General features: G+C 64.3%; 15 protein-coding genes and 1 riboswitch. Of the genes, 9 read left to right on the plus strand and 6 right to left on the minus strand.

What is annotated here, in order from left to right; translation table 11 throughout:
- Positions 1–25 precede the first annotated feature (25 nt).
- Together ribB and R2N11_RS20025 are read right to left on the minus strand one after the other, a co-directional pair.
- A complete protein-coding gene (gene ribB, locus R2N11_RS20020) occupies positions 26–751 on the minus strand; it encodes a 3,4-dihydroxy-2-butanone-4-phosphate synthase (RefSeq protein WP_316682146.1) in 726 nt (241 codons plus the stop codon).
- Positions 752–872: 121 nt separating this feature from the next.
- Positions 873–1,035, minus strand: a riboswitch (FMN riboswitch).
- A gap of 102 nt (positions 1,036–1,137) precedes the next feature.
- The gene (locus R2N11_RS20025; RefSeq protein WP_316682147.1) at positions 1,138–2,361 is read right to left on the minus strand and encodes a Zn-dependent hydrolase; all 1,224 of its coding nucleotides are present in this window, start codon (positions 2,359–2,361) and stop codon (positions 1,138–1,140) included.
- Positions 2,362–2,741: 380 nt separating this feature from the next.
- Between R2N11_RS20025 and R2N11_RS20030 the strand changes: the two genes are divergently transcribed.
- Genes R2N11_RS20030 through R2N11_RS20040 form a run of 3 tightly spaced genes read left to right on the plus strand, consistent with a single transcriptional unit; the run spans position 2,742 to position 5,820 of the window.
- Entirely contained in the window at positions 2,742–4,064 is a 1,323-nt protein-coding gene (locus tag R2N11_RS20030; RefSeq protein ID WP_316682148.1) for an MFS transporter, read from the plus strand.
- Between the two features lie 23 nt (positions 4,065–4,087).
- Positions 4,088–4,888 carry a class II aldolase/adducin family protein gene (locus tag R2N11_RS20035; RefSeq protein ID WP_199031178.1) on the plus strand — a complete coding sequence of 267 codons (801 nt, stop codon included), beginning with the start codon at positions 4,088–4,090 and terminating at the stop codon, positions 4,886–4,888.
- A 5-nt stretch (positions 4,889–4,893) separates the two neighbouring features.
- Positions 4,894–5,820 (plus strand): 2-hydroxyacid dehydrogenase, encoded by a 927-nt coding sequence (locus tag R2N11_RS20040; protein ID WP_316682149.1) that lies wholly within the window; start codon positions 4,894–4,896, stop codon positions 5,818–5,820.
- Here the strand turns inward: R2N11_RS20040 and R2N11_RS20045 are convergent.
- Entirely contained in the window at positions 5,814–6,773 is a 960-nt protein-coding gene (locus tag R2N11_RS20045; RefSeq protein ID WP_316682150.1) for a LysR family transcriptional regulator, read from the minus strand. The two genes, R2N11_RS20040 and R2N11_RS20045, sit on opposite strands and share 7 nt — an antisense overlap.
- Before the next feature lie 175 nt (positions 6,774–6,948).
- Between R2N11_RS20045 and R2N11_RS20050 the strand changes: the two genes are divergently transcribed.
- Entirely contained in the window at positions 6,949–8,604 is a 1,656-nt protein-coding gene (locus tag R2N11_RS20050) for an ArnT family glycosyltransferase (protein ID WP_199031176.1), read from the plus strand.
- Between the two features lie 74 nt (positions 8,605–8,678).
- Here the strand turns inward: R2N11_RS20050 and R2N11_RS20055 are convergent, their stop codons facing one another.
- From R2N11_RS20055 to R2N11_RS20065, 3 genes are all read right to left on the minus strand, one after another.
- Positions 8,679–9,101 carry a putative hemolysin gene (locus R2N11_RS20055; protein ID WP_199031175.1) on the minus strand — a complete coding sequence of 141 codons (423 nt, stop codon included), beginning with the start codon at positions 9,099–9,101 and terminating at the stop codon, positions 8,679–8,681.
- A gap of 96 nt (positions 9,102–9,197) precedes the next feature.
- Entirely contained in the window at positions 9,198–10,484 is a 1,287-nt protein-coding gene (locus tag R2N11_RS20060; RefSeq protein WP_199031174.1) for an ATP-binding protein, read from the minus strand.
- On the minus strand, positions 10,468–11,208 hold the full coding sequence (locus R2N11_RS20065; protein WP_199031173.1) for a response regulator: 741 nt from the start codon (positions 11,206–11,208) through the stop codon (positions 10,468–10,470). The genes R2N11_RS20060 and R2N11_RS20065 overlap by 17 nt, the downstream gene beginning before the upstream one ends.
- 244 nt (positions 11,209–11,452) lie before the next feature.
- Between R2N11_RS20065 and R2N11_RS20070 the strand changes: the two genes are divergently transcribed.
- From R2N11_RS20070 to R2N11_RS20090, 5 genes are all read left to right on the plus strand, one after another.
- Positions 11,453–12,856 (plus strand): MdtA/MuxA family multidrug efflux RND transporter periplasmic adaptor subunit, encoded by a 1,404-nt coding sequence (locus R2N11_RS20070; RefSeq protein ID WP_199031172.1) that lies wholly within the window; start codon positions 11,453–11,455, stop codon positions 12,854–12,856.
- A 48-nt stretch (positions 12,857–12,904) separates the two neighbouring features.
- Positions 12,905–16,051 carry an MdtB/MuxB family multidrug efflux RND transporter permease subunit gene (locus R2N11_RS20075; RefSeq protein WP_316682151.1) on the plus strand — a complete coding sequence of 1,049 codons (3,147 nt, stop codon included), beginning with the start codon at positions 12,905–12,907 and terminating at the stop codon, positions 16,049–16,051.
- A complete protein-coding gene (locus tag R2N11_RS20080) occupies positions 16,048–19,155 on the plus strand; it encodes a multidrug efflux RND transporter permease subunit (RefSeq protein ID WP_199031170.1) in 3,108 nt (1,035 codons plus the stop codon). The genes R2N11_RS20075 and R2N11_RS20080 overlap by 4 nt, the downstream gene beginning before the upstream one ends.
- Positions 19,155–20,687 carry an efflux transporter outer membrane subunit gene (locus tag R2N11_RS20085; protein WP_316682198.1) on the plus strand — a complete coding sequence of 511 codons (1,533 nt, stop codon included), beginning with the start codon at positions 19,155–19,157 and terminating at the stop codon, positions 20,685–20,687. The genes R2N11_RS20080 and R2N11_RS20085 overlap by 1 nt, the downstream gene beginning before the upstream one ends.
- A gap of 269 nt (positions 20,688–20,956) precedes the next feature.
- On the plus strand, positions 20,957–21,520 hold the full coding sequence (locus tag R2N11_RS20090) for an acyloxyacyl hydrolase (RefSeq protein ID WP_199031169.1): 564 nt from the start codon (positions 20,957–20,959) through the stop codon (positions 21,518–21,520).
- Positions 21,521–21,596 lie beyond the last annotated feature (76 nt).

Below are 21,596 nucleotides of genomic sequence, written 5' to 3' on the forward strand. Positions count from 1 at the left end.
CTCTCTAGCGCGGCCGGCTATTGCGTCAGGCAAAGCTGACCGCGCGCTCCATCTGCTCCCGATATCGGACGATGTCTTCGATGGTCAGCACCGGCAGGTTGTGCTGATCGGCAAAGCGCACCGCGTCATCACGGCGCGCCATGGTGCCGTCGGGCAGCATCAGTTCGCATAGCACCGCAGCCGGCGGCAAGCTCGCCAGACGCGCAAGGTCGACCGAGCCTTCGGTATGGCCGCGCCGCGTGAGCACCCCACCCTCCTTCGCCACCAGCGGGAACACATGCCCGGGGCTGACGACGGATTGCGTATCGGCGTCCGGCGCAATCGCTGCACGGATGGTCGTGATGCGGTCCGCCGCCGACACGCCAGTGCTCACGCCCGTGCGTGCCTCGATCGACACGGTGAACGCCGTACCGTACTGGCTGCAGTTGTCTTCCACCATCGGGCGCAGGCCGAGCGATGCGCTCTTCTCCGCCGTCAGGCACAGGCAGACGATGCCGCTGCATTCGCGAATCAGCATGGCCATGCTGGCCTGCGTGAGCTTGTCTGCGGCAACGATCAGATCGGCCTCGTTCTCGCGGTCGGCATCATCGAGCACGACGACGGGCACGCCAAGCCGCACGGCATCGAGCGCAGCAGCCATGCGCGCAGGCATGTCGGCCGGATCGAAACGCGCGTCGATGGCGTCAAGCATCACATTGCTGGTAGGCAATGCGGGCGGGTGGACCACAGGGGATTGCTGAGTGGACAACATGGAAACGCTCCTCGCTGAGATTGGCGACAAGACGTTCCAGGGCAAGCAGACAAACACGCCCGTGCAGCGGCCGCACTCGGCAAAGCCCGAGCGCGCCCCTACCGCGGGAGCGTGTTGTTCCGCACATCTTCTTCCATCCGGACTCTGACCGTCGGCCCCGGCATCTCACCGGATCTGCTGACCCCGATATGCGCAGCGCATACCGGGCGCTCGCGGGCTCACGGGCGCAAACACCTTGCCCGCATACCGCCGGTGGGGAATTCCACCCCGCCCTGAAGACGTACTAAACCGACAAAAGTGTCGGCAGGCGCCATGCTACCGCAACAAGTTGCAACGCATCGACCCTACTGATGGGTCGGACAAGGATGGCGGAAGCGGTGAGACTTTTACTTCGCCCGCGCCAGCACGGCATGCAGCAGCACGTCGGCGCCGCGCGTGACGTCTTCGGGCAGCGCGTCTTCGGCCTCGTTGTGGCTCAGGCCGTTGACGCACGGAATGAAGATCATCGCCGTCGGACAATGCTTGGCGATGTGGATGGCGTCATGCCCCGCGCCGCTCACGATGCGCTGGTGCGGGTAGTCGAGCGTCGCCACCGCATCGGCCACGGCCTTCACGCAGTCGGCATCGAACGGCGTGGCGGGACTCACCCAATGCAGGTCGATCTGCACCGTCAGGCCACGACGTTCGGCAATCTCAGCAAAGCGCTCACGCAGCGCGGTTTCCATTTCTGCGATGCGGGCGTCTTCGTGGTGGCGCAGGTCCACCGTGAAGGCCAGATCAGCGGCAATGGTGTTGCGGGAGGCATTGAGGATGCCGATCTCGCCAACCGTGGCCAGACCGCGTGGCGCAAAATCATCGACCAGCGCTTCCAGCGAAGTCGCCATCTCAGCCGCTGCGAACAGTGCGTCGCGGCGAAAGCGCATCGGCGTCGTGCCCGCGTGCGCGGCCTGCCCCTGCACGCGCACGTCGAGCCAGCGGATGGCCTGCCCGCCCGTGACGACACCGATCGGCACACCGTTCTCCTCCAGGATCGGGCCTTGCTCGATATGCGCCTCGAAGTAGGCATCGAACGGCTCGCCGGGGATGGCGCGTTCGCCTGCGTAGCCGGTGGCCGCCAAAGCGTCGGCAACCGAAATGCCCTGCGCATCGCGCGAAGTCAGCGCCTGCTCGAGCGGCATCACACCGGCAAATGCGGCGGAGCCCAGCATGGCCGGCGTGAAGCGCGCGCCTTCCTCGTTGGTCCACACGACGATCTCAATCGGCTTGGTGGTCTCGACTCGCGCGTCGTTGAGCGTGCGCACGACCTCCAGCGCAGCCAGCACGCCATACACACCGTCAAAGCGGCCGCCTTCCGGCTGCGTGTCGAGGTGACTGCCGCTGGCCACCGGTCGCGCATCGGCCGACTTGCCCGCACGGCGCGCAAACAGGTTGCCGACACGATCGGTGCTGAGCGTCATTCCGGCCTCTTCGCACCAGCGCGCAAACAATGCACGGCCCGCTGCATCTTCTTCCGTGAGCGCCAAACGCCGCACGCCGCCCTTGGGCGTGGCTCCGACCGCAGCCATTTCCATCAGGCTCGACCACAGTCGCGCCCCGTTGACCTTCAACATGTCTCCATTCCTTTGCTTGCGCGCCGACCGGCTCGGCGCTTCCAGGCATCTTTATCTGGCAGCGGCGGAAGAAGCGTCAAATTGCGAATGTTTATCCGGCATATAAATTACACAAATACGGCTGGCGCGAAGCCTGCATGAAGCACGTTGATCGCTAGCCGCCTGCACCGCGATGGCGCTATTGCCGCATACAGCGCCCGATCTCAGGGCATAAGCGCGGCTAATACGGGGAATCAAAAATGCGAATTTGCCGGCATCCGCGTTGATGCGCATAAATGGCGGCATCGGCTGACGACCGACACCCCGCCCCCCACGGCACAGACCAGCGCATGAACGCCGGCGACGTGGCGGCGGGCACGCCCAATAAAGGAGGACGCCCCATGTCACAGTCATCGCAGTCACCCACCGTAACGCACCAACCGGTACGCGCAGCCACTGCCGCCTTCATCGGCACCGCCGTCGAGTTCTACGACTACTACACCTACGCCACCGCCGCCGCGCTCGTGCTGGGCGAGGTGTTCTTCCCGAGCAGCAACCACTTCCTGAGCACGATGGCGTCGTTCGCAACGTTCTTCGTGGGCTTCATCGCGCGACCGCTATCTGGCGCCGTGTTCGGCCATCTGGGCGACCGCATCGGCCGCAAGAAGATGCTGCTGGTGACGATGTTCCTGATGGGCATTGCCACCACGGGCATCGGCCTGCTGCCGGGCTACGCCACCATCGGCATCTGGGCGCCGATCCTGCTGGTGCTGCTGCGCGTGCTGCAAGGCATTGCGGTGGGCGGCGAATGGGGCGGCGCAGTGCTGATGGCGAGCGAGCATGCGCCCAAGGCCAAGCGCGTGTTCTTTGCCTCGTTCCCGCAGATGGGCAGCCCGGTGGGGTTGATCCTGTCGCTGCTGTCGTTCCGACTGGTGTCGTCGCTCGACCATGAGAGCTTCATCACCTGGGGCTGGCGCCTGCCGTTCCTGGCGAGCTTCGTGTTGCTGCTCGTGGGCGTGGCAATCCGCATGGGCGTGAAGGAATCGCCCGAGTTCGAGCGCATGAAGCAGAACAACGAGGTGCTCAAGAACCCGGTGGGCGAGGTGCTGCGCACGGCGTGGCGCCCGATCGTGCTGGCGGCCATGGCCACCACCATCGGCTCGGCCGGCTTCTTCTTCACCAACACTTTCATGATTTCGTACGTGACCACGTACCTGGGCATGTCGAAGGCGTTGATTCTCGATTGCCTGTTCGTCGTGACGATCCTGCAATTGCTGTCGCAGCCGGTGTCGGCACTGCTGGCGCAACGCTACGGCGACACACGCTTCCTGACGTGGGCGGCATGCATCTCGATGCTCACGCCGTATCCGATGTTCCTGCTGGTAAGCACGCAGAACCCGGTGGCGATGGTGGCAGGCATCACGCTCGCGGTGGTCACACTCTCTGCTGTGTACGCCGTCATCGCAGGCTTCATGACCCCGGCCTTCCCGACGCGCGTACGCTACTCCGGCATCTCGATCGCCTATCAGGTCTGCACCATGATCGCCGGCGGCACCACGCCGCTGATCGGCACGATGCTGGCTGAGCGCTACAAGGGGGAATGGCTGCCGCTGGCGCTGTTCTTTACCGTGCTGTCCGCCATCTCGCTGATCGGCATCGTCGGCCTGGGCCGCTATCGCGACGGCACGCAGCCGGAAGAAACGGCCGCGCTCGCCACGAATTGATGTCCACCTCCATACGCATTCCCATGGAAGCTCAACACGTTTCGCTGCACACGCGCCGCCCAGCGGCCTTCTCCGATGTCGAATGGCAGGTCCGCACCGATCTGGCCGCGCTGTACCGCTTGATTGACCATTTCCGCATGACGGACATGATCGACACGCACATCACCGCACGCCTGCCTGACGAGAACGGCCGCCCGACCTTCCTCATCAATCGTTACGGCGTGCTGTTTGGAGAGATGCGCGCGTCGGACCTCGTCAAGATCGACCTGGACGGCAACGTCATCGACGAACGCGCCGATGCAGACCCCGAGCACTACGCCGTCAATGCGGCGGGCTTCACGATCCACTCGGCCATCCACGCTGCGCGCGACGATCTGCATTTCGTGGTGCATACGCATACGGCGGCGGGCATTGCAGTCTCCGCCCAGGAACATGGCCTGTTGCCGATCAGCCAGCATGCGCTCAAGTTCTACGGCAAGCTGGCGTACCACGACTACGAAGGCATTGCGCTGGACCTGGGCGAGCGTGAACGCCTGGTGCACGACTTCGGTCAGCACAAGGCGATGATCCTGCGCAACCACGGCCTGCTGGCTGGCGGCAACACGGCCGCCGACGCGTTCCATGAAATCTATTTTCTGGAACGTGCTTGCCAGGCGCAGATTCAGGCATTGGCCGGCGGTACCCCGCTGCGCTTTCCGCCCGAGGCGGTACGCCAGCGCACCGCCGCGCAGTTCAATCGGGAGGAGTCGCCCGTCATTGCACGCCGCGCCTGGCTGGCGGCGCTGCGGCTGATCGACACCTCCCGCTCCGACTACCGCAGTTGATCACCATGACCACCCTCGCCCTCATCAGCCGCGACTACGACATGTCGCACCTGGTGCCCTCGATCTTGCGCGCGGCCCCGGAGCTGGACGTGCGCATGCACGGCGAGCCCGCTGCACAGGATGCAGAAGTCGCCGTCTGCTGGAACCCGCCGCAGGGCGCCATCGCCGCGATGCCGCGCGTACGCCTCGTGCACAGCATCGCAGCCGGCGTCGACAACATCCTTGTTGATCCAACCCTACCCGCCGTGCCGTTGTGCCGCGTGGTCGATCCGCAGCACGCGCGGGGCATGGCGGAGTTCGTCACCTGGGGCGTGCTGCACTTCCACCGGCAACTGGATCGCGTGCTCGCCAACCAGCGCTGCGCAACGTGGCTCCGGCCAGAGCAACAGCATCCATCAGCTTGCACCGTCGGCGTGATGGGCTTGGGAGAGATCGGCGCACACGTGGCCGGAGAATTGCACCGCCTGGGCTTCAACGTACGCGGCTGGGCGCGGCAGTCGCGTGATCTGCCCGGCATTGGCGTGTATTGCGGTGCGGCGGGTCTGCCGATGTTCCTGGAAGGGACCGACATCCTGATCTGCCTGTTGCCGCTCACCGATGCAACGCGCGGCTTGCTGAACGCCGGCACGTTCGCGCGCCTCAAACCGGGCGCCAAGCTGATTCATGTGGGACGTGGCGAACACCTTGCCGCTGCTGATCTGCTGGAAGCGCTGCACAGTGGCCACCTAGGCGGCGCCATCGTCGACGTGTTCCCGAACGAGCCCCTGCCGGCGGATGACCCGTTCTGGCGCGCACCCAATTTGATCGTCACACCGCACATGGCATCGGTTGCCAGTTCCGACACCATCGGGCTGCAGGTCGCGCAGAACGTGCGGCGCCTGATGAAAGGCGAAGCGCTCGCCAACGTCGTTGACGTCGCGCGCGGTTACTGACTACCTGCCGACTCCGGATAGCGCGCATCAATAAACCGGTGCAGCGCTTCCAGGAACGCCGCTTCCGCCGCGCTGAACTTGCGGTCGGCCATCCACAGCAGGTGCATGTCGACATCGGCCACACCGTCTTCAGGCGGCAAGCGCTGCAGACGGCCTTGGTCCACGTCGTCCTGCGCCACGTGCTCGGGCAAGCAGCCGATGCCGAAGCCCGCCACGATCAGCCGCCGCACTTCCCACATGCTTGATGACGAGCCGACCACCGGCCCAGTCAGGCCCATCTCATCACGAAAGAACGTGAGCATGGAAAGCGGATCGCCAATCTTGTCGCCGGTAAAGGAGACGAACTTCTCGCCGGCCAGATCGGCGATCTGCACATCCGTCTTGCCGAACAGCAGGTGGTATTGCCCGCAGAACAGGGCATAGCGCTGGCGCAGAAACAGCCGGTGCTCGATCTTCTTGGGCAGCGCCCGCTTGGGTGAGAGGCCCAGCGTGGCCGTGCGCAACTCCAGGCTGCGCACCACATCGGCGCTGCGCATTTCCTGACATTCGAGTTCGATGCGCGGATAGTCGCGGTGGAAGCGCCCAAGAAATGCGTCGTAGTCGGGAAAGTCCAACCCACTGACGATGGCAACACGCACCATACCAGCGATCCCGTGGCCGCCCTCGCCGCTGGCCTGCGACAGGCGCGAAATGGTGCCGTAGACCTCTTCCGCGATCTGGCGGACTTCCTCGCCCGCGCGGGTGATCTCGATGGGGTTGGCCTGGCGGTCGATCAGTTGCATGCCGAGCTGGTCTTCCAGCCGCTTGAGGGCCTGGCTCACGGCGGGCTGCGTCAGGTGCAAGCGTGTCGCTGCACGGCTGATGCTGCGCTCCCGCGCAATGGCGAGAAAGGTACGCAGCAGGTTCCAGTCAAGGCGATCGTTGAGATAGGTGTCGAGCTTGGCCTTGCTCATGCGTATTGCGTGGGAAATTTGAAGGTGTTTGGCCAATGCAAGCCATATGCCGTGCCGAGGCTAACCATCTGCTAATCCGGCATCGACTAGAATCCTAGCCTTTCCGACCGTGCCCGCGAAGTTTACCCCCAGCATGGAATCCCGCCTTGTTTCTTCCCGCCCTCGTTCGCCGTGGATGGCGCTGCTTGTTGTCGCGCTCATCGCCGTGTTTCTGGCGCTCTGGACGGACGACCTGTTCCAGCGCTCCACCCTGTTCCGCCCGGATGAGGGCCGCTATGCGGAGATCCCGCGAGAGATGGTGGTCTCCGGCGATTGGGTGACGCCGCGCCTGAACGACCTCAAATACTTCGAGAAGCCCCCCCTGCAGTACTGGACGACGGCCGCCACGTTCCAGGCGTTCGGCATCAACGCCTGGGGCGCGCGCCTGTGGCCGCTCCTGTTTGGCCTGGGCGGCATCCTGATGACGGCGTGGACGCTGGCGGTCTATCGCGGCGGACGCGCGGCAGCAACGGGGGCGGCGATCCTCGCTTCTTCGTTGCTGTACTTGCTGTTCGGGCAGGTGATCACGCTCGACATGGGTGTGGGCTTCTTCCTGACCGTGGGCGCGTGCGGCTTCGCGCTGGCGCAGCGGCCAGGCGCATCGCGCGGTGGGCGCCTGGGCTGGATGCTGGTGGTGTGGCTGGCGCTGGCCGGCGCCACGCTCACCAAAGGCCTGATCGGGCTGGTGTTGCCAGGGCTGATCGGCGTGGCTTACCTACTGATGACGCGCAACTGGGCGCTGATCCGCCGGATGCATTGGCTGCCGGGCCTGGCGCTGTACCTGATCGCCACGGTGCCGTGGTTCGTGATCGTGCAGCAGCGCAACCCGGAGTTTTTCGATTTCTTCTTCATCCACGAGCACTTCCAGCGCTTCCTCACCAACGAGCACCATCGCAGTGGCAAGTGGTGGTACTTCATTGCGGTGGGTGCCGCTGGGTTGCTGCCATGGACGCCACTGCTCTTCACGGTAATCGGCAGACGCATTGGGCGCGTGGCCGATCTGTTTGTTGGCGCCCGGGAGTTCGACCTGATGCGCTGGTCGATCGCGTGGACGGCGATGATCTTTCTGTTCTTCTCGGTCTCAAGCTCCAAGCTGCCGGGCTACATCGTACCGGCCTTCCCGGCCCTGGCGATCATCCTGGCCCTGGCGCTGGAAAAGATGCCGACCCGCGCCGTCGCGTGGGCGCTGGGCGTGAACCTGCTGATTGCCATCGGGTTATGGTTTGCGGTGCCCCTGATTGGAGCCAAGGCGGGCGCCAAGATGCCAGCCGAGCAGGTAGCGCAGGCCATGCCGGTGCTACGCAGCGTCATGGTCATGCTGGCCGTCGGCACGGTGGCAGCGCTGATGGCCCTGCGCTGGCAGCGGCACACGCTGGCGGTGATCGTGCTATCGCTCTGCGCGCTGTTCTGCTGGGATCGCGTGCTCAATGCCACCGAGATCTTCCGCGATGCGCTGTCCGCGCGTGACGTCATCGAGAAGACGCAGCGCGCCGTCGGGCCGATTCCCGCCGAAATGCCGTTCTACTCGGTTGAGTGGCTGGACCAGACCGCCATCTATTACCTGGGCCGCCCGATGACGCTGGTCTCCGGTTTTGATGAGCTGGAAATGGGCGCGGGCCTGGAGCCGGACAAGGTGGTCGCCACCACCGATGAATGGATCAAGCGCTGGACCGACGGCCCGCCTGCCTACGCCTTCATGCGCCGCGTGACGTGGCAAAGGCTGCAGGCCGACGGCGTACCAATGCGAGTGGTAGCCGAATCCGCCGACAAGGTGGTGGTGGCGCGCCGGTAAGCACGCGCGACGCCTCGTCAACGCAAAAGCAAAGGGCCGCATCTGCGGCCCTATTTTTTAGCGTGCGCGGTGTCTTACCAAGTGCAACTGCCGCGCAGGAACGCCCACTCCTCGCACTCGTCTCCGCCAGGGCTCACGCAGGTGCCGACTTCGGCGCCGTTGGCGCGGGTGGAAAACTCAAGCTGCCCACCACGCTGCAGGCAATACTCCGAAGCCGGATTGGCCATGCCGACATTGGAGCGCGGCGGCTCGGTTGCTGTGCCGGCAGGCGGCATGGCCGGCACAACCGGTGCCGGTCGCGCGAGCGGCGGCTGCGAGACAGGGGCCGACATGGGCGACGGTGCAGGCTGGATGGTCGTGCGCGGCGGCTGCCAGGGTGGCATCGGCGACGAGCAGGCCGCCAGCCCCGTTGCCAGTATCAACGCGGCAACAACGGCAGCGCGGCGGCCTTGGCCGGCATCCTCAACAACCGTGGCGAGACAGACTGCGCGATCCATGCGTTTCCTCCCGAGGGTTCTGGTGCTGCGCACGCAACAAACGTGCTTGACCGCCTAAGGATAGCTTACGAAACCGCCGGCCCGTATGTCAGGCGGTCAGGCTGCCGCGGCCGGCATGGGAAACCGCATGGTGACGCGAAAACCCGGCGTCGGGGCGTCGCTCGCAGCCGGCCCGATCGACAGGTCGCCGCCAAGATGTCGCACCAGCCGATCGACAATTGCCAGACCCAGCCCGCAGTGCGCGTTGCCGCCGCGCGCCGGGTCCAGGCGGACGAACGGACGCATTACCCGATCAAAATCGGCCGAGGGAATGCCCGCGCCATGGTCTTCCACCGTGAGCGTAAAGCCGCGCTCATCCGATGCCGTGCAGACGTTGACGGGCTGCGCACCGTAAGCAAACGCGTTGTCGAGCAGATTCACGACGATGCGCTCCAGGTGCGTCGGCTTAAGGCGGAAGCGGTCCCCCGCGTGCAAGTCCAACGCGACATGCTTGCCTTGCTCGGCAAACGGCTGCACCAGCCCACGCAGATGGCGATCGACCGTCACCTCACGCGCCTCGCTATCACCGCTCTGCGCATAGGCGAGAAACTGCTCCACGATGGCCGACATGGATTCAACATCGCGCTCGATGCCGGCGCCAGCCTTCTGGTCAGCCAGCATCTCAGCACGCAGGCGCAGGCGCGAGAGTGGCGTTTTCAAATCATGCGCAATACCGGCCAGCATGGTGTTGCGCTCTTCATCGGTGGCCGAAAGATCGGCGGCCATGTGGTTGAACTGGTCGGTCAACTGGCGCAGCTCGTACGGACCGCGCTCCTTGAGCGGCGCCACATAGCGGCGCCGTGCCAGCGCACCCGCAGCCTCGGCCAGCGCGCGCACCGGGCGCTGGATCTGCCAGGCGGCAAACAATGAAAACGCAATGGCAATCGCCAGCACCACCATCACCCCCGGCACCACGGCCGAGATGGTGGGCGGCGCATGCACCCAAACGAGCGGCATCGCGATCCATTTGTCGCGCTGCGGAAAACGCACGAACACCCGAGGGGTGGCCGCGGCCTCCAGTCGCAATTCCGTACCAGCGGGCAGGCGGCGGGCAAGCTGCCGCGCAAGCTCTGCGGATTTGTCCGATGCCGATAGCGCATCACCCGCAGGCGCTTCATTGGTTTCGACCACTAGGTCTGGCAACTTCGCGCGCAGGTGGCCATCCATCACCGCCTGGAAGGCCTGCAACTGGAAGGCCATCTGATCGACCGACGCCTGGTATTGCCGCTCGCGCCGTTCGGAGCGCAGCACGCCGAGCCACGAAAAATGGCTCAGCACCAGCACCACCACGATCAGCCCGGCCAACCGGCCGAACAGCGTGTCGAATCTAGCCTTGAACTTCATCGCGCACGTCCTGCTCTTCCCGCTCGTCCGGCACGAAGGTGTAGCCGCGGCCGCGCACGGTCTGGATGTAGCGCGGGCGCTGGGCATCTTCATCCAGCACGCGGCGCAGTCGCCAGATCTGTACGTCGATCCCACGGTCGGACACACCGCTGCCCGGGCCATACATCAATTCAACGATGTGCTCGCGCGTCAGCACCTGCATGGCATGCGCAATCAGCAGCTTAAGCAGCGCAAACTCCGTGTCGCTGATGGACAGGGCGCGATCGCCACGGAACAGCGTGCGCATGCGGAAGTTGAGCTTGAACGGGCCGAAGGCGAAGCTGTCACGGTCTTCAGGTGCAGAAGCCGGTACCGCCTGGCGGCGGCGCAGCACGGCGTTGATGCGCGCCAACAGTTCACGCGGCGAGAACGGCTTGCCGAGGTAATCATCCGCGCCGATCTCCAGGCCGATGATGCGGTCGATCTCGTCGCTGCGGGCCGTGAGCAGGATGACTGGCACGTCGTCGTTGCGGGCGCGCAGATCACGCAGGGCTGACAAGCCGTCCACCTTGGGCATCATCAGGTCGAGCACCACGAGCGCCGGGCGCTCGCGCTCGAGCCGGGCGGCCAGACCATCGCCGTCGTGCATCACCGAGACAGCAAAGCTCTGCTGGGTCAGGTATTCGCGCAGCAGGTCGCGCAGTTCGACGTCGTCATCGACGACAAGGATCTTGGTGCCGCTCATGTCTGGAGGGGGACGCTTGAAAGTGTGCTCATGATAACGATTGTCACGCGCGCGAAGCGTCGATGCACTAACGCCATATTGTTTCGCGCGGTAACAGCCGAATAGGTTTGTAATCTGGCGTAATACAACCCGCGGCGCGACTAATTCTGCGCAAAGACGATGCCTTTAAGCTGCGGTCTGACTGGAATGGGCGCCGGGTATCATGTGCGCTCGTCCCCATATTGATCCAACCAGGAAGCACGACATGTCCGAGGCGATGGACCCTGAACGCGGCAACAATAAAAACGCCGGTCATAAAGATGCGGACCGCGGCACGCACGAGACGCATGATGGCGTCTCGCCGACGCTGTTGCCGCCCCCGCGCGAGGGCGGCAAACGCCGTCGCTGGGGGATCTGGGTGGTGCTCGTCATCCTGGTGCTGATCGGCTATGCGGTCTGGCACGCGACGCACCGCAACGCCGGCGGCCCCGGTGGCGCGGGCCGAGGCGGCTCGGGTGGACGCGGCGCAGCCATGGCCAACAAGCCGATGCCCGTGATGGTGGCCACCGCCACGAAGGGCGATATCAATGTGGTGATCTCGGCATTGGGCAACGTGACGCCCGTGGCCAACGTGACCGTCAAGAGCCGTGTGGACGGTCAGCTTGTGCGCGTCAACTTTACCGAGGGGCAGAACGTAAAGGCCGGCGACCTGCTGGCTGAAATCGACCCGGCCACCTATCAGGCGCAATTGCTGCAGGCACAGGGCCAGCTTGCCCGCGACCAAGCTCTGCTGCAGAACGCCAAGCTTGACCTGCAGCGTTATCAGACGCTGGCCGCGCAGGATTCCATCTCCAAGCAACAGGTGGACACCCAGGCCTCGCTGGTGCGCCAGTATGAAGGCACGGTCAAACTGGACCAGGGCAACGTCGACAACGCCCGTGTGCAACTGTCCTACACGCGCATCACTGCGCCGGTGTCGGGCCGCGTAGGTCTGCGCCAAGTGGACCCGGGCAACATTGTGCACGCGTCGGACACCAACGGCATCGTCGTCATCACGCAGATCGACCCGATGACGGTCATCTACTCCATTCCCGAAGACAGCCTGCCCAAGGTCATGCCACGCCTGCAGTCCGGCGAAAAGTTGCCGGTGGACGCCTGGGACCGCGCGCAGACCACGGTGCTCGCACATGGCACGCTGATGACGGTGGATAACCAGATCGACAACACCACTGGCACGGTCAAGCTGCGCGCACAGTTCCCGAACCAGAACGCCGCGCTGTTCCCCAACCAGTTCGTCAACGTGCGCATGCGCGTCGATACGCTGCACGACCAGGTGATCGTGCCGGGCGCCGCCATCCAGCGCGGTACGCAAGGCACGTTTGTCTACATCGTCGGCCAGGACAGCAATGTGACGCTGCGTGTGGTCAAGCTGGGCGTGACCGAAGGCGAGCGCGTCTCGGTCACCTCTGGCTTGCAACCCGGCGAGCGCGTAGTCATTGACGGCGCCGACAAGCTACGCGACGGTGCGCCTGTGGAAGTGATCCAACCTGGTGCGGCCAATGCGGCAAGCGCCCCTGCTGCGGGCCAGACCCACCAGGGTGGTCGCCATCGCCGTGGCCAGGGTGGCGCTTCGGCGCCCGCTGCGAGCGCGCCTGCCGCCAAGCAGTAAGCCGTGCCTCGCGCACTCGCCTGACGAAGTCTTCTGTTCCGAGCTGGCATGAATCCCTCCCGAATTTTTATCCTCCGGCCCGTGGCGACCACCCTGTTGATGGTCGCCATCCTGCTGTCGGGCCTGGTGGCGTACCGGATGCTGCCGCTCTCTGCGCTGCCCGAGGTCGACTACCCGACCATCCAGGTGACAACGCTGTATCCGGGCGCGAGCCCGGACGTGATGACATCGTCCATCACCGCACCGCTGGAGCGGCAGTTCGGCCAGATGCCAGGCCTGAAGCAGATGACATCGTCCAGCTCGGGCGGCGCCTCGGTCATCACGCTGCAGTTTGATCTGTCGCTCTCGCTCGACATTGGCGAGCAGGAAGTGCAGGCGGCCATCAACGCAGCCGGCAACCTCCTGCCGACCGACCTGCCGATGCCGCCGATCTACAGCAAGGTCAACCCGGCAGATGCGCCGATCCTGACGCTGGCGATCACCTCCAACACGATGCCGTTGCCCAAGCTGGAAGACCTGGTCGACACACGCATCGCGCAAAAGCTTTCGCAATTACCGGGTATTGGCCTGGTGAGCATCAGCGGCGGCCAGCGGCCGGCAGTGCGCGTTCAGGCCAACACGTCGGCACTGGCGTCGCTGGGTCTGTCGATCGATGACATCCGCACCGCCATCGGCACGGCCAACGTGAACGGCGCCAAGGGCAGCTTCGACGGCCCGATGCGGGCATCCACCATCGACGCCAACGATCAGCTCAAGTCCGCCGCTGAGTACAGCAAGATGATCGTCGCCTACAAGAACGGCGCACCCATTCGCCTGTCCGATGTGGCGCAGATCATCGACGGTGCCGAAAACAGCAAGCTGGCCGCCTGGGCCAACACCACGCCCGCCATCATCCTGAACGTGCAGCGCCAGCCGGGCGCCAACGTGATCGAGGTGGTGAACCGCGCCAAGGCCCTGCTGCCACAGTTGAAGGACACCCTGCCCGGCAACGTGGATGTGGCGCTGCTGACCGACCGCACCACCACCATCCGTGCCTCCGTTTCGGATGTGCAGTTCGAGCTGATGCTGGCCGTGGCGCTGGTGGTGATGGTGATCTTCCTGTTCCTGCGCAACGTGCCGGCCACCGTCATTCCTGCCGTGGCGGTGCCGCTGTCTCTGGTGGGTACGTTTGGCGTGATGTACCTGACCGGGTTCTCGATCAACAACCTGACGCTGATGGCGCTCACGATTGCCACGGGCTTTGTGGTGGACGATGCCATCGTCATGATCGAGAACATCGCCCGCTACATTGAAGAAGGCGACCCGCCCATGGAGGCGGCACTCAAGGGCTCCAAGCAGATCGGCTTCACCATCATCTCGCTCACCTTCTCGCTGATTGCGGTGCTCATTCCGCTGCTGTTCATGGGCGACGTGGTGGGCCGGTTGTTCCGCGAATTCGCCATCACGCTGGCGGTGTCGATTCTGATTTCGGCAGTGGTGTCGCTCACGCTCACGCCGATGATGTGCGCACGCCTGCTCAAGCACATTCCCGAAGCGGAGCAGACCCGCTTCTATCACGCTGCCGGCGCGTTCTTCGACAACATCATCGCGCACTACGGCCGCATGCTGCAGTGGGTGCTCGACCGCCAGAAGAGCACGCTGCTGGTGGCCATTGGCACGCTGGTGCTGACGGGCGTGCTGTATGTGGTGGTGCCCAAGGGTTTCTTCCCGGTGCAGGACACGGGCGTGATCCAGGGTATTTCGGATGCAACGCAGTCGATCTCGTTCTCGGCAATGGCCGAGCGCCAGCAGAAGCTGGCCGAAGTGGTGTTGAAAGACCCGGCGGTGGAAAGTCTGTCGTCGTTCATTGGTGTGGATGGCACGAACACCACGCTCAACAGCGGCCGCATGCTGATCAACCTCAAGCCGAAGGACCAGCGCGACGCCGATGCGAGCGAAATCATCCAGCGCCTGCAGCCCGAGCTGGCCAAGGTAGCCGGTATCTCGCTATATATGCAGCCGGTGCAGGATCTGACGATTGAAGACCGCGTCAGCCGCACGCAATACCAGTTCACGGTGGAAGACCCGGACCCGGCAAACCTGTCGAAATGGGTGCCCAAGCTGGTTGAGCGCCTGAAGCAGACCCACGAACTGCGCGATGTGGCGAGCGACCTGCAGGACAACGGCCTGCGCGCCTATGTGCAGGTGGACCGCGACAAGGCAGCGGTGTACGGCATCACGATGGCGGCGGTCGACAGCGCGCTGTACAGCGCCTACGGCCAACGCCTGGTGTCGACCATCTTCACGCAGTCGAATCAATACCGCGTGGTGCTGGAAAACGACCCGGGCATGCATGCCGGCCCGCAGTCGCTGTATGACCTCCATGTGCCATCCAGCAACGGATCGACAGTGCAGCAGGTGCCGCTGGGTGCCTTTGCCACGGTGGTCGAACAACCGGGCTCGTTGGTGGTTAATCATCAGGGTCAGTTTCCGTCCGCCACCATTTCGTTCAACGTGGCGCCGGGTGCATCATTGGGCGCGGCTGTGGAAACCATCAAGGCTGTCGAGCAGGAAATCGGCCTGCCGCTCAGCATGGCGACCAGCTTCCAGGGTGCGGCCCTGGCATTCCAGGCCGCCCTGTCCAACCAGCTCTGGCTGATCCTGGCCGCCATCATCACGATGTACATCGTGCTGGGCGTGCTGTACGAAAGCACGATTCACCCGGTGACGATTCTATCGACGCTGCCCTCGGCCGGTGTGGGTGCGCTGCTGTCCTTGCTGATTGCCGGCAAGGACATGGGCATCATCGGCATCATCGGCATCATCCTGCTGATCGGTATCGTCAAGAAGAACGCGATCATGATGATCGACTTCGCGCTGGAGGCCGAGCGCGAGCAAGGCATGAAGCCGCGCGATGCGATCTACCAAGCGTGTCTGCTGCGCTTCCGGCCGATTCTGATGACGACCATGGCAGCCCTGCTGGGCGCGCTGCCGTTGATGCTCGGCACGGGTGTGGGCTCGGAGCTGCGCCAGCCGCTGGGCATCACCATGGTGGGCGGCCTGCTGGTCAGCCAAGTGCTGACGCTGTTCACGACGCCGGTCATCTATCTGGCATTCGACGGCCTGGGACTGCGCCTGCGCAACTGGCGAGAGCGCCGCACGGCCGCCCGTAGCCGCGGCACACCAGGCGCCGATCAACCGGGCAGCCAGCCATGAACCTGTCCGCCACCTTCATCGCACGGCCGGTTGCCACGGCACTGCTGACCATTGGCGTGGCGCTGGCGGGCATGGCGGCGTTCCGCTTACTGCCGGTATCGCCGCTGCCGCAGGTGGATTTTCCAACCATCTCGGTCAGTGCTTCGCTGCCCGGCGCCAGCCCCGAGACAATGGCTGCCACCGTGGCAACGCCGCTGGAGCGCTCGCTCGGCCGCATCGCCGGCATTACGGAGATGACGTCGTCCAGTTCGCTGGGCTCGTCACGCATCACGCTGCAGTTCGATCTGTCGCGTGACATCGACGGCGCGGCACGCGATGTGCAGGCCGCGATCAACGCGTCGCGCAGCCTGCTGCCGTCTGGCCTGCCGAGCAACCCGACGTACCGCAAGGTCAACCCGGCAGACGCGCCGATCATGATTCTTGGGCTGACGTCGGACACCATGTCGCGCGGCGAGCTGTACGACGCGGCGTCAAGTATCCTGGCGCAGAAGCTGTCGCAAATCACTGGTGTGGGCCAGGTGACCATCGGCGGCGCGTCGCTGCCGGCGGTGCGCGTGGAGTTGAACCCGGCCGCGTTGAACAAGTACGGCATCTCGATGGAGACCGTGCGCACCATCATCACCTCCACCAACGCCAACCGGCCCAAGGGCATGGTGGAATCCGGCGATCGCGTGTGGACGATCTTTGCCAATGATCAGGCCAAGAAAGCCGCCGAATACAAGCCGCTGATCATCGCCTACAACAATGGCGCCCCGGTACGACTGTCTGACGTGGCAGAAGTGACCGACAGCGTGCAGGACATCCGCAACTACGGCTCGGCCAACGGCAAGGCCTCGGTGCTGCTCATCATCAGCCGGCAGCCGGGCGCCAACATCATCGACACCGTCGACGCCATTAACGAGACGCTGCCCTATCTGCGCAACACCATTCCCGCCCAGATCAACCTGGACGTGATGATGGACCGCACCCCCACCATCCGCGCCTCGCTAAAAGACGTGGAACGCACGCTTGTGCTGTCCATTGCGCTGGTGATCATGGTGGTGTTCCTGTTCCTGCGCAACGTGCGGGCTACGCTCATCCCCAGTGTGGCCGTGCCGGTATCGCTCATCGGCACCTTCGGGGTGATGTACCTGTGCGGCTACAGCCTCGACAACCTCTCGCTCATGGCATTGACGGTGGCGACCGGCTTCGTGGTCGACGATGCCATCGTGGTGCTGGAAAACGTCTCACGGCACATCGAAAACGGCATGCGGCCCATGCAGGCCGCGCTCAAGGGCGCGCGCGAGGTGGGCTTCACGGTCGTGTCGATGAGCTTCTCGCTGATTGCCGTGTTCATTCCGCTGCTGCTGATGGGCGGCATTGTCGGCCGATTGTTCCGCGAGTTTGCGGTGACGCTGTCGGTGGCCATTCTGGTGTCGCTGGTGGTGTCGCTTACCACCACCCCGATGATGTGCGCCCGCTTGCTCAAGCCCGCCAACGAAGAGGAATACGGTTGGTTTCACCGCAAGACCGAAGGCTTCTTCACCCTACTGCTCGACATCTATCGCAACTCACTGGCCTGGGCGCTGCGTCATAGCTGGCTCACGCTGCTGATCCTGTTTGCGACGGTGTGTCTGAACGTCTATCTGTACATCATCGTGCCGAAGGGCTTCTTCCCGCAGCAGGACACGGGCCGCGTTATCGGTTTCATCCAGGCTGACCAGGCGATCTCGTTCCAGGCCATGCGCACCAAGCTGACGGACTTCATCACCATCGTGCGGCAAGACCCGGCCGTGGAAAACGTGGTGGGCTTCACCGGCGGCAGCCAGCGCAACACCGGGCAGATGTTCCTTCAACTCAAGCCACTGGCCGAGCGCAAATTGTCGGCCGACCAAGTCATCAACCGGTTGCGCGGCAAACTTGCGCAGGAGCCGGGTGCCACGCTGTTCCTGCAATCGGTGCAGGACATTCGCGTGGGGGGCCGAGCCAGCAATGCGCAGTACCAGTACACGCTGCAGGCGGACGACCTCAATGAGCTGCGCGAATGGGATCCGAAGATCAAGCAGGCGCTCATGCAGGCCAAGTCGCTGGTGGATGTCAACACCGATACGCAGGACAAGGGCCTGCAAACCACGCTCGTGATCGACCGCGACAAGGCCAAATCGCTAGGCATCAACCCCGCCGATATCGACAATGCGCTGAACGACGCATTCGGCCAACGCCAGGTGTCCACCATCTACAACCCGCTCAACCAGTACCGGGTGGTGATGGAAGCGGCGCCACAGTACTGGCAAAACCCTGAAGGCCTGCGCGACATCTACGTCATCACGTCGTCCGGCGCGCAGGTGCCGCTGTCCACCTTCTCGCACTACGAGCCAACCAACACGGCGCTGGCGGTCAACCACCAAGGGCAGTTTGCAGCCAGCACCATCTCGTTCAACCTCGCGCCTGGAGCGTCGCTGTCCACTGCCACGCAGGAGATTCAGGACACCATGAACCGCATCGGCGTGCCGACCTCCGTGCACGGCAGTTTCCAGGGCACCGCCAAGGCGTTCCAGGATTCGCTCTCCAGCCAGCCGGTGCTGATCCTGTTCGCGCTCATCACGATCTACATCGTGCTGGGCATTCTGTACGAGAGCTACGTGCACCCGATCACGATTCTGTCGACGCTGCCGTCGGCCGGCGTGGGGGCGCTGTTGGCGTTGATCATTACCGATACGGACTTCTCGATCATTGCGTTGATTGGCGTGATCCTGCTGATCGGCATCGTCAAGAAGAACGCGATCATGATGATCGACTTTGCGCTGGAGGCCGAGCGCAGCCAGGGCATGAGCCCGGCTGATGCCATCTTCCACGCCTGCGTACTGCGCTTCCGGCCGATCCTGATGACAACGATGGCGGCACTGCTTGGCGCCCTGCCGCTCGCACTCGGCCACGGCGACGGTGCCGAACTGCGCACGCCGCTGGGTATTTCCATCGTCGGCGGCCTGTTGGTCAGCCAGATCCTGACGCTCTACACCACGCCAGTGGTCTACCTGGCGCTGGACCGCCTGCGCCTGCGCCGCGCCGGCCGCACGAAAGACACACCGTTGCCCTCTTTGGGTTCGCAAGGAAGCTCGACATGATGAAAAGAGGCAATCAAGCCCACCGCACACCCCGCCTGCTGCCGCGCACGTTGTTGAGCGCGACGGCGCTGGCTGCCTGCGCACTGCTGACCGCCTGCGCGGTCGGCCCCGACTACCAGCGCCCCGACACCGAGGTGCCTCAGCAGTACAAGGAAGCCGGCGACTGGAAGGTCGCCAACCCGAGCGACGCCATCGCCCGCGGCAAATGGTGGGAGATTTTCAACGACCCACAACTGAACGCTCTAGAAGAACAGGTGGCCGCCGCCAACCAGAACATCGCGGTGGCTGAGGCGCAATATCGCCAGGCGCAGGCGCTGGTGCAGTCAGCGCAGGCATCCTTCTTTCCGACCTTAGGAGCGAGTGCCTCGGCCACGCGCAGCCGCTCAGTGCGCACCACCGTCAACCCGGACGGCAGCCTGTCAGTCGGCAACCCAAGCCTGCTCAACTCGCAGAGCCTGTCGCTCAACGCAAGCTGGGAGCTGGACCTGTGGGGCAGCATCCGCCGCAATGTCGAGGCAAACAAGGCCAGTGCCGAAGCCAGCGCCGGAAACCTCGCCGCAGCCCTGCTCTCTGCGCAGGCGACACTCGCGCAGGACTACTTTCAACTGTTGGTCACGGACACCCAAAAGGCCGTGCTGCAACGCACCGTGGCCGATTACGAGCGTTTCCTGAAGCTCACGGAAAACCAGTACGCGGTGGGCGTGGCACAGCGCTCCGATGTGCTTTCCGCGCAAACACAGCTCAAGCAGGCGCAGGCGCTCCTGCTTGACGCGGAGGTCTCGCGAGCCCAGCTAGAGCACGCCATTGCGGTGCTGATCGGCAAGCCGCCGGCAGAATTCTCCCTGCCGACCCAAAAGGCAACCAACTTCTATGAATTGCCGACCATACCGGACATCCCGCTGGAGATTCCGTCGGCCATCCTGGAGCGCCGCCCCGATGTAGCCGCCGCCGAGCGCAACATGGCCGCCGCCAACGCGCAGATTGGCGTAGCAAAAGCCGCTTACTTCCCGACGCTCACCCTGGGAGGCTCGACAGGGCTCGCGGCGAATACGCTGTCACACCTGGCAACGCTGCCAAGCCGCATCTGGTCAATCGGCCCGACCCTTGCCGCCACGCTGTTCGACGGCGGTGCGCGTTCGGCAGCGGTGGATAAGGCCGGAGCGGCCTACGACGGATCGGTGGCGACGTATCGTCAGACGGTGCTCGGCGCCTTCCAAGATGTCGAGGACAACTTGGCAGCCCTGCGCTGGCAGGCGCGGGAACTTGAGGTGCAGGCCGAAGCGGTCAAGGCAGCCCAGCAGGCGGCAAGCATTGACCTGAACCGCTACCGCGCGGGTACGGTCAGCTTCCTCGAAGTCATCACCACACAGGCAACCGCCTACACCGCCGAACGCACGCTGCTTACTCTGCAAGGCAAGCAGTATTCGGCAGCGGTGCTGTTGGTCAAGGCACTGGGCGGCGGCTGGCACGGCGAGGTGCCGGTGGTCGGCCAGGCCGCGCTACAGCCGGCTTCCGCACCCACTGCGCAGTAACCCCACGCCCCCCCTGTGTTGCCAGCGACTGACATTTCGTCGTCGGCAACACTGTCTTGTGTATAGGGAGCCGCACGCGGTGCGGTCATTCCCCCTATAATCGTCGGAATTTTTCGGCCTAGTCTGATTGCCTCGGGTACGCAAATTGCGCTTGCCACGTCGCTGTCTCGGCTGTCTGTTTGTCTGCCGCCATGTTCGCTGCGCGCGTGGCCGGCCGTTGCCGTTGCCGTAAATCGCGCGCTGCACAACCGCTTCTGCCGCTCTCTCCGATGATCCGATCGACACTCCCCCGCTCCGTCAAGCTCATGGCCGCCGCACTCGGTGCCGCCTCGCTGTTTGCCGCCCTGCCCGCCCAGGCCGACCCGTCCGTGCGTGTGATCTACGGCAAGGACAACCGCCACGGCATCGAGAAGTACGGCGTTGACCTGGATTTCGATTCGGGCTTCCACTGGGGCAACCCGGAAGGCTGGTTCGTGAACCTGGACTGGGAAGTGGCACTGGGTCAATGGCGTTCGACGCAAGGCACCAACCGCCAGAACATCACCGAGTTTGGCGTAACGCCGCTGTTCCGCATTGAAAAGCGCGGCGGCTCGTGGGTGCCGTTCATCGAGGCTGGCGTCGGCCCGCGCCTGTTGTCGCACACCCGCACGTCGGACGAGCACAACTTCAGCACGGCCTTCCAGTTCTCCGACATGATTGGCGTGGGCGTGGCCTTCGGCAGCAAGCAACAGTTCCAAGTTGGCTACCGCTTCGAGCACCTCTCGAACGCGTCGATCAAGCGTCCGAACCCGGGTACAGATCTGAACGAGCTGTACTTGCGCTACACGTTCTGAGTGGCGTGAGCGGGCTGATGCCCGCCCCGGCATTTGGTGAAAGCGGCCTGCCCTTGCGGCGGGCCGTTTGTTTTGT

Origin of the sequence: Ralstonia flaminis (assembly GCF_958415495.1) — a bacterium.
GTDB lineage: Bacteria > Pseudomonadota > Gammaproteobacteria > Burkholderiales > Burkholderiaceae > Ralstonia > Ralstonia flaminis.